This is a genomic window from Bradyrhizobium cedriense (assembly GCF_054602315.1).
Window position 1 is genome coordinate 66286 of sequence record NZ_JBTSWB010000008.1, and the last position, 14057, is coordinate 80342.

Here is a 14057-nt window from a genome sequence, read left to right on the forward strand (position 1 = left end):
CCGTGAACCAGCCAGCCACATCGCCGACACTCGACACGCTGTTTCAGCGCACGCTGCTGAGGCAGCCGCACGCGGTCGCTCTGCTAGATCCCCTCAACAAGGCGCGCGTGACCGGCCACCAGCCGCGGCGGATGAGCTATGCCGAGGCCGATACGGCCATCGAGGCGCTGTCGGCGCATTTCGTCGAATCGGGCCTGCCGGCCAATTCGGTCATCGCGATCCAGCTGCCGAACACCGTCGAGTTCGTGCTCACGGTGCTCGCCGCCCATCGCGCCGGTCTCGTCGTCGCGGTGCTGCCGCTGCTCTGGCGACACGCGGAACTGACCGCCGCCCTCAACCGCACCGCCGCGCGCGCCATCGTCACCATGAGCACCGTCGACGGCGTCAACTATGCCGACCTCGCGATGCATGCGGCCGCCGAAGCCTTCTCAATTCGTCACGTCTGCGGCTTCGGCCCCGACCTGCCCGAAGGCATGGCCTCGCTCGACGACGTGCTCGCCCGCCCGCCCGGCACCACACGCGCCGTGATCCAGGACGGCCGCAAGGCGGCGATGATCTCGTTCGACGTCACGGCCGAAGGCTTCCGTCCGGTGCCGCGGCCGCATTTCAGCCTGATCGCCGGCGGCCTCGCGATGTCGCTGGAGGCTGACATCAAGCAGGGCGCGACCGTGATGGCGGCGTTCACGCCGATGTCGTTCGCTGGCCTCGCCTCCTCGCTTGCCGTGTGGCTGCTCTCGGGCGGCACGCTGGCGCTGCATCATCCGTTCGAGAACGAGGTGCTGGAGCAGCAGATCAACGCGCACGAATGCGAGGTGCTGATCGCCCCGGCGCAGCTCGCGCTGCGGCTCGGCGATTCCGACCTCGCGGCGCGGATGCCCACCTTGCGCAACGTCATCGGCCTGTGGCGCGCGCCCGAGCAGGTGACGGCAAGCGATGCCTGGATCGCACCGCATGCGCCGCTGACCGACGTCTATCTGTTCGGCGAGGCCGGATTGTTCGGCGCCCGCCGCGGTGAGGACGGCATGCCGGTGCCGGTCATGCCCGGCCCCCACGGCGCCCCGCGCGAGCAGTCGGGCTCCTCCATCGCCGGCGAAATCCTGCTGACGCCCAAGGGGACGCTCGGCCTGCGCGGACCGATGGTGCCCATCGCGGCCTACGCCCCACCGCAGCCGGTGGGCGAGACCCTGATGGCGCAGCCACCGCGCGACTATGTCGACACCGGTTATGCGGCGCGGCTCGACCGTCCGAGCGGCGCGATCTGCATCACGGCGCCGCCCTCCGGCATCATGGCCGTCGGCGGCTACCGCTTCCTGTCCAACGACCTCCAGGAATGGGCACGCCGGCTCGGCCAGGGCGCGCTGCTCACCGCGCTGCCCGACCGCCTCTGCGGCCACCGCCTGGCAGGAAGGGCCCAGGACAATGCCCGCGCCCGCGAGGCACTCAGCGAACTCGGGCTTAACCCCCTGATGGTCGAGGCTTTTCGCGACCGCTCGGGGCCGATCTAGGCCCGGTTTCACCCGTTTCGTTGACGCCGCATTAAGGCGGCCAAACTAGATTGCGCGGCATCTGTCGCGTGATCAGAGTTTCTCGATGTCCCAGGCGGGCCCGATCCTGTTTGTGTCCGACGCCGAGCGCCCCGCCTTCGTTGCGGCGCTGGACGAGGGCCGGCTTTTTCCTGTCATCGACACCGATTGGGCCAGCGCGGTGCGCGCGGTCGAAGAGGTGCAACCCGCCGCGGTTCTCGCTGCAATGTCCGGCGGGCACGAGCCGCACATGGCGGTCGTGGCGAAGACGATCGCCGGCCAATCGCCCTACCTTCCCTTCGTGGCCATTGATGCAACGGGCGCGCTGCCTCACAACGCCCTGCCTTTCTCCTCGCGCGGCGGCCATCCCGACCGCCTGATCGCACGGCTGCGCGCCGCGCTGCGCGTGCGCACCCTTCACGCCACCGTGCTGCGCCGGCTGCCGGAGGCGAAGGTCGCTCTGCCGGAGGCCGATCCGGCCCGTGATGCCACCGTGCTCCTGATCGGCCGCGGCGCGGCCTATCCTGCGCTCTCGGTGGCGCTCGGCGAACGCGTCGGCGTCATCGGCGCGCTCTCGATCGAAGCCGCAGCAAAGCATCTCAACACCCGCGACCTCGACGGCGTCGTGCTCGCGGAAGGTTTCACCGCGCGCGTCACCGATGCCTTCCTGACGGTGCTCGCCGAGGACACCCGCTTCCGCAGCCTGCCGGTGGTCGTCACCGCGCACCAGCTCACCCAGAGCTACGACCTGCCCAATCTCGAGTTGATTCCGGGCGAGCCGGCCAAGGTCGCCGCCAGTGCGCTCCCGCTGATCCGCCAGCATGCGATGGAAGCGCAGCTGAGCCGCACGCTGCGCTCGATCGATGCCGGCGGCTGGCTCGATCCGCGCAGCGGCCTGCTCACGGCGGAAGCCTTCGCCCGCGACTTCGCCAAGGCGGTCGAGCAGGCGCTGGCCCGCGGCGGCGGCCTCTCGGTCGCGCGCTTCGCCTTCGATCCCGGCAATTCCCGTGCCCAGCTCGACGCCGCGCGCATCCTGAGCCGCCTGATGCGGCAAATGGATTTTGGCGTCGCGCAGAAAGACGGCTCGGTCATCGTCGTGTTCGCGGAGACCGACTTCCGCACCGCCCACATGATCGCCCGGCGCCTGTCGGCGGTGATGCGGCACACCTCGAACGGCAAGCACGAGATGCGCAGCGATCCCGTGGTCAGCGTGGACTCGCTGTCGTCATCGGATACGGCAAGATCGCTGCTGGCGCGGCTGTCGGCCGACGCTTCGCGCGCGGCGTCCTAGGGTCTCGTACCTGCACTTGTCCGGGACACGACAATCCGTCACGCCGCCTTCTTGCTCTCCGCGAGCTGCGCCAGCTGGCGCATGATCTCCGTCGTCCCGGCCAGCCGCTCTTCCGGGGTCTCCCAGTCCTGCAGGAACACCACCTTCATGTCGGGCCGCACCTTGGCGGCCTGGCCGTAGCTGCGGATGAAGGTCACGAGGCGATCCGGATAGGCGAAGGAATTGTCGCGGAAGACGATGACGGCGCCCTTGGGGCCGGCGTCGATCTTCTCGACGTTGGCGCGGCGGCAGAACGCCTTGATCGCAGCGACCTTGAACAGGTAGCGCACCTCGTCCGGCAGCACGCCGAAGCGGTCGCGCATCTCGGCGCCGAAGTTCTCGATCTCCTCCTCGGTGTCGAGATCGGCGAGACGCCGGTATAGCGACAGCCGCACCGAGAGATCGCCGACATAGTCCTCCGGAATCAGCACAGGCATACCGATGGTGATCGACGGCGACCAGCGGTCGGCGGCGGGCTCGGAGACGCCGGCCTTGAGATTGACGATAGCCTCCTCCAGCATCGATTGATAAAGCTCGAAGCCCACCTCCTTGATGTGGCCGGACTGCTCCTCGCCGAGAAGGTTGCCGGCGCCGCGGATGTCCAGGTCGTGCGAGGCGAGCTGGAAGCCCGCGCCCAGCGTCTCCAGCGATTGCAGCACGGTGAGCCGGCGCTCGGCCTGTACCGTGATTTTCTGCTGCGCCGGCAGCGTAAACAGCGCGTAGGCCCGCAGCTTGGAGCGGCCGACTCGGCCGCGCAGCTGGTAGAGCTGGGCGAGACCGAACATGTCGGCGCGATGCACGATCAGCGTGTTGGCGTTGGGGATGTCGAGGCCGGACTCGACGATCGTGGTCGACAGCAGGATGTCGAACTTGCCATCGTAGAATGCGGTCATGATGTCCTCGATCACCGCCGGCGGCATCTGGCCGTGAGCGACCGCGACCTTCATCTCCGGCACGTTCTTGTCGAGGAAATCCTTGACCTCGGCGAGGTCGTCGATGCGCGGCACCACGTAGAAGGCCTGGCCGCCGCGATAGCGCTCGCGCAGCAGCGCCTCGCGGATCATCAGGGGATCGTGCGGCGCGACGAAGGTGCGCACCGCGAGCCGGTCCACCGGGGGCGAAGCGATGATCGAGAGCTCGCGCACGCCGGTCAGCGCCAGCTGCAGCGTGCGCGGGATCGGCGTCGCCGACAGCGTCAGCACGTGCACCTCGGCGCGGAGCGCCTTGAGCCGCTCCTTGTGGCTGACGCCGAAATGCTGCTCCTCGTCGACGATGAGGAGGCCAAGATCGCGGAATTTGATTGCCTTGCCGAGCAGCGCATGGGTGCCGACGACGATATCGACGGAGCCGTCCGCGAGCCCCTTCTTGACCTCGTTGAGCTGCTTGGTGGGGATCAGGCGCGAGGCTTGTGCGACGTTGACAGGGAAGCCCTTGAACCGATCGCTGAAGGTCCGGTGGTGCTGACGCGCGAGCAGCGTGGTCGGCACCACGACCGCAACCTGCTTGCCGTCGAGCGCGACCGCGAAGGCGGCGCGCAGCGCCACCTCGGTCTTGCCGAAGCCGACGTCGCCGCAGATCAGCCGGTCCATCGGCCGGCCCTTTTCGAGATCCTTCAGCGTGGATTCGATCGCGCCGAGCTGGTCCTCGGTCTCGTCATAGGGGAAGCGCGCGCAGAACTCGTCATAGAGACCCTGCTGCACCGGCAGTTTCGGCGCCTCGTGCAGCATGCGTTCGGCCGCGATCTTGATCAGTTCGCCCGCGATCTCGCGGATGCGGTTCTTCAGCTTCGCCTTGCGGGTCTGCCAGCCCGAGCCGCCGAGACGGTCCAGCTCGACATCGGTCTGGTCGGAGCCGTAGCGCGACAACAGCTCGATGTTCTCGACCGGCAGGAACAGCTTGGTCTCGGCGGCATAGCGCAGCTCGAGACAGTCGTGCGGCGCGCCGGCGACGTCGAGGGTCTGCAGGCCGATGAAGCGGCCGATGCCGTGATCGACGTGCACGACGATGTCACCGGCGGTGAGGCTCGTCACCTCCGAGATGAAATTGTCGAGCTTGCGGCTCGCCTTGCGCGGCCGCACCAGGCGATCGCCGAGGATGTCCTGCTCGCTGATCACCGCGATCTCGTCGGTCTCGAAACCGCTCTCCAGGCCGAGCACGGCGAGCATGGTCTCGTTGCGCGGGGTCGCCTGCACCGTCCGCCAACTGTTGACGCTGGTGGCGTGAGCCAGCTTGTGATCGCGCAGCATCGACGTCATGCGGTCGCGCGAGCCTTCGGTCCACAGCGCGATCACGACCTTCTTGCGCTGGGCATGCAAGGCCATCACGTGCGCGACGACGGATTCGAACACGTTGACGGTGGTGTCGTTGCGCTCCGGTGCGAAGTCGCGGCCCTTGCGCGCGCCGGCATCGACGACGCCAGTGCCGTCGGTCGGCACGGAGAACGGCGTCAGCCGTGCCAGCGGGATATCGCCGAGGCGTTTGCCCCACTCCTCGTCGGTCAGATAAAGCCGATCGGGCGGCAGCGGCTTGTAGATGGCGCCGCCGCCGGGATGCTCCATCGCCTCGCGCCGCGCTTCGTAATAGTCCTGGATCTGCTTGAAGCGCTCGCGGACGGCGTCCTCGGCCTGCGGCTCGATCGCGACGGCTGCCCCCTGCAGATAGTCGAACAGCGTATCCATCCGGTCCTGGAACAGCGGCAGCCAATGCTCCATGCCGGGATGGCGGCGGCCTTCGCTGACGGCCTCATACAGCGCATCGTCGCGCTCGGGCGCGCCGAACTCGGCGACATAGCCCATGCGGAAGCGGCGAATGGTATCGGTGACGAGCTGGAATTCCGAGACCGGGACGAGGTCGAGCGAGCGCATGTCGAGCAGCGTGCGCTGGGTCTCGGCGTCGAAGCTGCGGATCGATTCCAGGCTGTCGCCGAAGAAGTCAAAGCGCACGGGCTGGTCGAGGCCGGCCGGAAACAGATCGAGGATGCCGCCCCGCACGGCGTATTCCCCGGGCTCGCGCACGGTCGAGGAACGGTTGTAGCCGTTGTGCTCGAGCCAGGCGACGATGGTGTCCATCGGCACCACATTGCCGGGTGCGACCGAGAGCGCCTGCGCCGTCACGAGCTCGCGCGCGGGCACACGCTGCACGACGGCATTCACGGTCGTCAGCACGATCAGCGGCTTGTCGCTGCCTGTCAGGGGGGCGAGCCGCGCCAGCGTCGTCAGGCGCTGCGCCAGGATCCCGCCATGCGGCGAGACGCGGTCATAGGGCTGGCAGTCCCAGGCCGGAAAGGTCAGCACCGGCAGATCCGGCGCGAAGAATCTTAGCGCGCGTTCGAGCTGCTGCATGCGCCCGCCGTCGCGGCAGACCACGGCGAGGCTGACGGCCGGCTTCTTCGGCCGCGCGGCGATGGCGCGGGCGAGATCGGAGACGACGAGACCCTCGGCGCCTTCCGCGACATTGGCAAGCGTCAGCGCGCGGCCGGGCGTGAGCAGCTCGGCCGGCGACTTCATCCCCTGCTTCATAGATTGCCGTCCGTGATCGGAAACGCCTTGATGCGGGCGAACAGCGCGCCGGTGACGTCCGCCGGCAGCGTCTTGTCGCCGGTGATGGCAGCATAGAGATCGGGATCGTTGACCTCGAGCAGCCGCTCGAGTTCACCGAGCTCGGCGTCGGACAGATTGCCTATCTCGGCATCCGCGAAGCGGCCCAGGATCAGGTCCATCTCGCGCGTGCCGCGGTGCCAGCAGCGGAACAGAAGCCGCTTGCGGCGGTCGTCCAGCCCGTCGCTCGATCGTGTCGTTCCCGTCATGTCTCAAATCCAGTCAAACGCAGAAAGCCCGGACGTGCCGGGCGGGTTTGATATAGCCATTGCGACCGACCGTGTCAGCCCTCGATTTGCGTCTCCAACCTGGTTTGGCCCGCCACCGCCGCACGGCACGAAAAAAGCCGTGGATGCCCGGCATAAAGCCGGGCATGACGGGTCGAAACGATCCTAGATTCGCCCGATGCGCCCCAGCCTGCTCAATCCGCTGTTTGCTGCCGTGACCAGCCTGCCCGGCGTCGGCCCGAAGCAGGACAAGCTGCTGAAGTACTTGCTCGGCCGCAACGAGACGCCGCGGCTGGTCGACCTGCTGCTGCATCTGCCGAGCCAGGTCATCGACCGCCGGGCCCGGCCGAAGATCCGCGACGCGGCCCAGGGAACCATGGTGACGCTGGAGGTCACCGTCGACCGGCACCGCCCGCCCCCGCCGCGCAACGCACGCGCGCCGTACCTCGTCTATGCCAGCGACGACACCGGCGACGTGGTGCTGACGTTCTTTCGCGCCAAGCCCGGCTATGTCGAGAAGCTGCTGCCTGTCGGCGAGAAGCGCTACGTCTCCGGAACGCTGCAGATGTACGACGGCAACCCGCAGATCGTGCATCCTGACCGCGTCCTCGATGAGGAGGCCATCTCAAAGCTCTCCGGCATCGATCCGGTCTATCCGCTGACCGAAGGCCTCGCGCTCGGCTCGCTCCGCCGCGCGATCGCGCAGGCGCTGCTGAAGCTGCCAGCCCTGCCGGAATGGATCAGCCCGGAGGTGATGCGGCGCTGCAATTTTCCGCCTATCGCGGAAGCGCTCACGCGCGTGCACCAGCCGGTCGAGCTCACCGACATCCTGCCGGATCAGCCATTCTGGTCGCGCCTGGCCTTCGACGAATTGCTCGCCGGCCAGCTCGCGCTCGCCCTGATCCGCGCGCAATTGCGCCGTCCTGCCGGCGTGCGCAACGCCGGCGACGGGCACCTGCGCAACAAGATCATCGACGCCCTGCCTTATGCGCTCACACCATCACAACGCAGCGCCGCCGCAGCGATTGCCGATGACCTGAAGCAGCCGTTGCGCATGCTGCGCCTGCTCCAGGGCGACGTCGGCTCCGGCAAGACCGTGGTGGCGCTGCTCGCGGCCGCCGCGGTCGCCGAGGTCGGCAAGCAGGCGGCGCTGATGGCCCCCACCGAAATCCTGGCGCGTCAGCACATCAAGACCATCGCCCCGCTCGCCGAGCGCGCCGGCATGCGGGTCGCAATCCTCACTGGCCGCGAGAAAGGCAAGGACCGGCGCGAGATCATCGCCAAGCTCGCCGAGGGCGAGATCGACCTGCTCGTCGGCACCCATGCGCTGATCCAGGATGACGTCGTCTTCCATGATCTCGCGCTCGCCATCGTCGACGAGCAGCATCGCTTCGGCGTGCGCGAGCGCCTCGCGCTGACGTCCAAGGGCGAAGCCGTCGACGTGCTGGTGCTGAGCGCGACGCCGATCCCGCGCACGCTGGTGCTGACCTATTTCGGCGACATGGATATCTCCGAGCTGCGCGAAAAGCCGGCCGGCCGCCAGCCCATCGACACCCGCGCGGTACCGATGAGCCGCATCAGCGAGGTCATGGAGGGAGTCGGCCGCGCGCTCGAAACCGGCAAGCTGGTCTACTGGATCTGCCCGCTGGTCGAGGAATCCGAGGCGGAGGGCACCGAGCATCTCACCAACGCGACCAAACGTTTCGAGAGCCTGCAAAAGCGGTTCGGCGAGCGAGTCGGCCTCGTCCACGGCCAGATGAAGGGCGCCGAGAAGGACCGCGTCATGGGCCGGTTCACGGCTCATGAGATCGGCCTCTTGGTCGCGACCACCGTGGTCGAGGTCGGCGTCGACGTGCCGGCCGCGACCATCATGGTGATCGAGAACGCCGAGCGCTTCGGGCTTGCCCAGCTGCACCAGCTGCGCGGGCGCATCGGCCGCGGCTCGGAAGCCTCGACCTGCCTTCTGCTCTACTCCGAGCCGCTCGGCGAAATGTCGAAGGCGCGGCTCAAGGTGATCCGCGAGACCGCCGACGGTTTCCGCATTGCCGAGGAAGATCTGAAGCTGCGCGGCGAAGGCGACGTGTTAGGGGTGCGCCAGAGTGGCCTGCCCGGCTACCGCATCGCGCGCCCGGAGGTTCATGGCCAGCTCATCACCCAGGCCCGTGACGAGGCGCTGCGGATCCTGAAGGAGGATCCGAAGCTCAGGGGCGAGCGCGGCGAGGCGCTGCGGTGCCTGCTGTATCTGTACGAACGCGACGAGGCGATCCCGCTGATCGGAGCAGGTTAGCCTGCCGTTCTTCGCCGCCCAACTTCGTAGGCCGCCACATGCGCACAGGCCAGATCCAGCAGCGGCGTGTCGATGCCGAGCGCGCGGGCGCGGTTGGCCATATCGCCCAGGATGTGCTCCGCCTCGGTGACCGAACCGCGCTCGATATCGCGCAGCATCGAAGCCTTCAGCGGCGAATCCAGCGTGGTGAACAGCTTTCGGTCAAACTCGATGAACGGCGCGCGTGGCTCAAAACCTGATGCTGTCGCAACGGCGCAGCATTCGGCGAAAAGGCGGAAAATAGACTGCTCGCCGTTGGGCACGGCCAGGATGTCTCCGATGCTCGCGCGCATCAGGCAGGTGATGCCGGCGAGCGTCGAGAGCTGCACGAACTTCTCCCACATGTCCTGTATGATCGCTTCGCTGGCGCGCACGTCGATGCCGGGGACCTGAAGCAGTGTCTCAAGTGCGAGCGCACGTTCGCTCAGTGTCCCCTCGACCTCGCCGAAGACGATCGTCTGATTGGCCATGAACTGAACGACGCGACCATCTGCATCGAGCCCGGCACTGACGTTTGCGAGGCCGCCGAGGACGCAGCTCGCGCCGAACCTGGCGGTGAGAGCGTCGATGTGTTTCAGCCCGTTCAGGATCGGCAAGATCATCGTGTGGGGGCCGACGGCGGGCGCAAACTGGTTCATCGCATCATCGAGCGAGTAGGCTTTCACGCCGACGAGCACGACGTCGAACGGGTCCTTGAGATCGCCGGCCACGAGAAGCTCTGGCTGCACGGCGAAGTCGCCGTGCGGGCTGACGACCTGCAGTTCGCTCCGTCGCAATTGCTCCGCCCGCTTCTCGCGCACCAGGAAGGTCACGTCTCGGCCTGCTCGGACGAGGCAAGCGCCGTAATAGCCTCCGAGCGCACCTGCGCCGATCACCAGCACTCTCATTCGAACTCCCATTGCATGCGCCGGCCATTCAGCCATTGCCCTCCCGGAACGGCAAGCCGCTTGCGAGAGGTCGACAGCTAGACTTTCTTCTTCGCGCTCTTGTCCGCGAATGCCTTCATCAGTTCCGCATCCACCGCCTCGCTCTTCGCATCCTCCGCGAGATGCTCGAACCAGCGCGCAAATCCCTCATAGATCTGGCTGGCCGGATGATCGGGGCCGAGGAATCCGGAAATCTCCCGCATCTCCGCGACCCAGCGATAGGCCTTCGGGATCATGTCGGGCAGCGCGACTTCGAGTCGCGCCAAAATAGCCGGCTGGCTCAGTGCCAGCTCGTCGCGCAGCGCATCGGCCGCGCCTGCCTTCGTGGCCGCGATCACCATGGCCGAGCCGATGCCGGCGAGCCCCTTGACGATGCCGGCGTACGACATTTTCAAGGCCGACGCCGCGCCGACCGGGCCTGCGACGATCCGCACGTCGAGGCCGAGGTCTTTCAGCACGGCGACCTTCTGGGCGTGCTCGCCGGACATATAGAACGCCGGGCTCTTGCCACCCGGCTGCGGAGGGAAGCCGATAATGCCGGCATCGACGAAGGGTGCCTGGGCCGAGCCGATGATCTCCTCGATCCTTTGCACGGTATCGACGTTGACGGCGTTGCAGTCGACCACGACCGGCTTCTTCTCGCGCCTGACGATCAGCCCGGCCAGCCGCTCAGCCAGCGCAACGGCTTCGCCCGGCGGCACGATCGAGAGGATGATGTCGGCTTCGGCGATCGCCTCGTCCTCGGCGCCGACCATGCCGGCGTCTGCCGCGCGTTTCAGCGTCGCCTCGCTGCGTCCCTTCAGGGAGGTCAGCACGCGCGCGCCATGTTCGCTAAGCCGACGGGCCACGGCGCTACCCATGGCCCCGGGCGCGAGGATCGCAATGGTCTTGGACATCGTGCACTCCAATCGTTCCGAGCGAGGCGCTCGATCAATCGGAGACTAGCAGATGACGAAAACGCCGGCGTGAATGCGGCCATCCCGCGGGAGAATGGCCCTACTCCGCCTTCGCAGGCTCGGGCTGGAGCTTGGAGGCATTGGCGATACGCGCGGCATTCGCCACGCCGGCAAGCGCCGCCGCTTTCTTCGGATCGGGGGCCGAGCCCGGCTGCACCACGCCGGCCGACATGATCAGCGTGGCTGCGTCCTCGGCCGTGAGATCGACTTCGATGATCTTGCTCTTCGGGACATAGAAGAAGAAACCCGTGGTCGGGTTCGGCGAGCATGGCAGGAACACCGAGACATGCTCCTCCTGGCCCGGCAGGCTGCGCGCGATGTCCTCGTTCGGCGATTGCGAGATCAGCACGATCGACCACATGCCCGGCGAGGGAAACTCGACAAGGCCGACTTTGCGGAAGCTCGATCCCTTGCCCGAGAACAGCGTCTCGAACACCTGCTTCAGGCCGCGATAGATCGCGCGGACCGCCGGAATCCGGCCCAGCAAGGTCTCGCCGACATCGACCAGCGTCCGGCCGATCAGGTTGGCCGCCAGGAAGCCGACCAGCGTCAGCGTGAAGAATGCGACAACCAGTCCCCAGCCGGGAATGACGTAGGGCAGATAGGTTTCGGGGCGGTAGGCCAGCGGAACGAAGGGCCGCACCACGCCATCGACCCAGGTGACGAACCACCAGACCAGATACAGCGTGATCGCAATCGGCCCGGTCACGACGAGACCGGTCAGAAAATAATTACGGAAGCGGCCCATCAGGCCGGTATGCGGTTCCGGGACGGGATCAAGAGGCGCAGGCGCGTCGTCGCGGGTGGTCATTCGGGTTCCAGGTCGGTCGCTAGCAACAAGCTAGGGTCTTCTAGCAGGTTTTGGAAGACCACGAAGCGACCGACCGATGTCCGTTCTGCCTATTCCACGGTCACCGATTTGGCGAGGTTGCGCGGCTGATCGACGTCGGTGCCCATCACGACGGCCGTGTGATAGGCGAGCAACTGCACAGGGACTGCGTAGACCATCGGCGTGAAGGCCGCCGCCATATCGGGCATGACGATGGTGACGAGGGACTCGACGGTCGCCTCCGCCGCGCCCTTGGCGTCGGTCATCAGGATGATGTTGCCGCCGCGGGCGGCGACCTCCTGCATGTTGGAGACGGTCTTCTCGAACACCCGGTCATGGGGCGCGATGACGACGACCGGCATGGTCTCGTCGATCAACGCGATCGGCCCGTGCTTGAGTTCGCCCGCGGCATAGCCTTCGGCGTGGATGTAGGAGATCTCCTTCAGCTTCAGCGCACCTTCGAGCGCGAGCGGGAAGCTGGTGCCGCGGCCGAGATAGAGCACGTCGCTGGACTTGGCGATCCGGTGCGCCAGCTTCTCGATCTGGGGCTCGGTGGTGAGCGCGTCCGCCATCAGGCGCGGGACCTCGACGAGGCCATGGACCAGCTTGGTCTCGTCCTCGTCGGACAATTCGCCCCTGGCCTTGCCGGCCGCAATCGCAAGGTTTGCCAGCACCATGAGCTGGCAAGTGAAAGCTTTGGTCGAGGCGACGCCAATCTCCGGTCCCGCCAGCGTTTGCAGCACGGTCTCGCTCTCGCGCGCGATCGTGGACGTCGGCACGTTGACGACGGCGACCGTGTGCACGCCCTGGGCCTTGGCATAGCGCAGCGCCGCCAGCGTGTCGGCGGTCTCGCCGGACTGCGAGATGAAGATCGCGAGATCGCCCTTGCGCAAGGGTGCCTCGCGGTAGCGGAATTCGGAGGCAACATCGACCTCGACCGGCACGCGCGCAAAGCGCTCGAACCAGTACTTTGCGACGAAGCCGGCATAGCTCGCAGTGCCGCACGCCGTGATGTTGATGCGCTGGATGTTTTTGAAGTCGAACGGCAGCTTCACCGGCAGGGCGACGCGCTCGGTCGCCATGTCGACGTAGCGCGCCAGCGTATGGCCGACCACTTCCGGCTGCTCGTGGATCTCCTTGGCCATGAAGTGGCGGTAATTGGCCTTGTCGACCAGCGAGGTCGAGGCCGCGTGCTTGATCTTGTCGCGCTGGACGGGCTGGCCGTCCTTGTCGAAGATCGATGCGCTCTGGCGGGTGAGAACGACCCAGTCACCGTCCTCGAGATAGCTGATCGTGTCGGTGAACGGGCCGAGCGCGATGGCGTCGGAACCGAGATACATCTCGCCGTCGCCATAGCCGATCGCAAGCGGCGGGCCGTTGCGGGCCCCGATCATGAGGTCGTCTTCGCCGGCGAAGATGAAGCCGAGCGCGAAGGCGCCGCGCAAGCGCGCCAGCGCCAGCTTGACCGCTTCGACGGGCTTGTTGCCGCGCGCGAGCAGATCGTCGACGAGATGCAGCACGATCTCGGTGTCGGTCTCGGTCTGGAACACCGAGCCCTTCGTCTCGAGCTCCTCGCGCAGCTCGCGGAAATTCTCGATGATGCCGTTGTGGACGACGGCCACGCGCTCGGTCGCATGCGGATGGGCATTGTTGACGGTCGGCTTGCCGTGGGTGGCCCAGCGGGTGTGCCCGATGCCGGTGGTGCCCTTCAGAGGCTCGGCTTGCAGCCGCTTCTCCAGGTTCTTCAGCTTGCCCTCGGCGCGGCGGCGCTCGAGATGCGCACCTTCGAGCGTGGCGACGCCCGCGGAATCATAGCCGCGATATTCGAGACGTTTGAGCGAATCCACCAGCTGCTCTGCAACCGGCTCGCGCCCGAGAATGCCGACAATTCCGCACATGCGGATCACTATCCCCCAAATCGTCGAAAAATCGCCTAAACGACGCGCTCGGTTTTTAGCGAAGTTCGGAAGGAACCAGATACTCAATAATTATTGCTGATTGAGACAGCGCCGGATAGCCACCTGAGCTTCGCCTGCGTCGAATTGGCCGGCTTCAAGCGGCTTACATTAACCTCTTGTCAACGGATTTGGCCAACGATTCCGGTACAGGAGAGTTACGCCATGAAGGGCTCGTCCGATCGCAAAGGCCAGTCGTCGATGCACCTGCGCGCCAGCGAGACCACGGGCACGCATCTTGCGCATTGGCCGCCGCCCCAGCGCGGCAAGGAAAGCAAGCCCGTCTTCGTCAAGCATGCCGAAGGCGAGCCGGTGAAGCGGGCCAAGCCGCGCGGCTGGCGCCTGACCCGCGCCATCTTCTCCGAATTCGCCGACGACGAATAGCGCCG

The 14057-nt window shown here is 66.8% G+C and carries 10 protein-coding genes; 4 read left to right on the plus strand and 6 right to left on the minus strand.

The window, feature by feature from the left end:
• Window positions 1-2 precede the first annotated feature (2 nt).
• A complete protein-coding gene (locus ACYCVF_RS28165) occupies window positions 3-1505 on the plus strand; it encodes an AMP-binding protein (RefSeq protein WP_459595608.1) in 1503 nt (500 codons plus the stop codon).
• Between the two features lie 85 nt (window positions 1506-1590).
• Entirely contained in the window at window positions 1591-2814 is a 1224-nt protein-coding gene (locus ACYCVF_RS28170) for a GGDEF domain-containing protein (protein ID WP_459595607.1), read from the plus strand.
• Window positions 2815-2852: 38 nt separating this feature from the next.
• On the opposite strand, the gene mfd is transcribed toward ACYCVF_RS28170, so the two are convergent.
• Together mfd and ACYCVF_RS28180 are read right to left on the minus strand one after the other, a co-directional pair.
• Window positions 2853-6371, minus strand: coding sequence for a transcription-repair coupling factor (gene mfd / locus ACYCVF_RS28175; RefSeq protein WP_459595606.1), 3519 nt, complete (start codon window positions 6369-6371; stop codon window positions 2853-2855).
• Window positions 6368-6658, minus strand: a complete 291-nt coding sequence (locus ACYCVF_RS28180; protein WP_459595605.1) for an FAD assembly factor SdhE — start codon at window positions 6656-6658, stop codon at window positions 6368-6370. The genes mfd and ACYCVF_RS28180 overlap by 4 nt, the downstream gene beginning before the upstream one ends.
• Before the next feature lie 196 nt (window positions 6659-6854).
• Here ACYCVF_RS28180 and recG point away from each other — a divergent pair, with 196 nt between their 5' ends.
• Window positions 6855-8963: an ATP-dependent DNA helicase RecG gene (gene recG, locus ACYCVF_RS28185; RefSeq protein ID WP_459595604.1), complete on the plus strand. Its 2109-nt coding sequence runs from the start codon at window positions 6855-6857 to the stop codon at window positions 8961-8963.
• Here the strand turns inward: recG and panE are convergent.
• The 4 genes from panE to glmS all read right to left on the minus strand — a co-directional run bounded on the left by panE (window position 8960) and on the right by glmS (window position 13611).
• Window positions 8960-9889 carry a 2-dehydropantoate 2-reductase gene (panE, locus tag ACYCVF_RS28190; RefSeq protein ID WP_459595603.1) on the minus strand — a complete coding sequence of 310 codons (930 nt, stop codon included), beginning with the start codon at window positions 9887-9889 and terminating at the stop codon, window positions 8960-8962. The genes recG and panE overlap by 4 nt on opposite strands.
• 77 nt (window positions 9890-9966) lie before the next feature.
• Complete coding sequence (locus tag ACYCVF_RS28195; protein WP_459595602.1) at window positions 9967-10824, minus strand: NAD(P)-dependent oxidoreductase; 858 nt, start codon at window positions 10822-10824, stop codon at window positions 9967-9969.
• A 100-nt stretch (window positions 10825-10924) separates the two neighbouring features.
• Window positions 10925-11695: a DUF502 domain-containing protein gene (locus ACYCVF_RS28200; protein WP_061028265.1), complete on the minus strand. Its 771-nt coding sequence runs from the start codon at window positions 11693-11695 to the stop codon at window positions 10925-10927.
• 89 nt (window positions 11696-11784) lie between these two features.
• Entirely contained in the window at window positions 11785-13611 is a 1827-nt protein-coding gene (gene glmS / locus ACYCVF_RS28205; protein ID WP_459595601.1) for a glutamine--fructose-6-phosphate transaminase (isomerizing), read from the minus strand.
• Between the two features lie 222 nt (window positions 13612-13833).
• On the opposite strand from glmS, the gene ACYCVF_RS28210 reads away from it, so the two are divergent.
• Entirely contained in the window at window positions 13834-14052 is a 219-nt protein-coding gene (locus tag ACYCVF_RS28210) for a hypothetical protein (RefSeq protein ID WP_459595600.1), read from the plus strand.
• Window positions 14053-14057 lie beyond the last annotated feature (5 nt).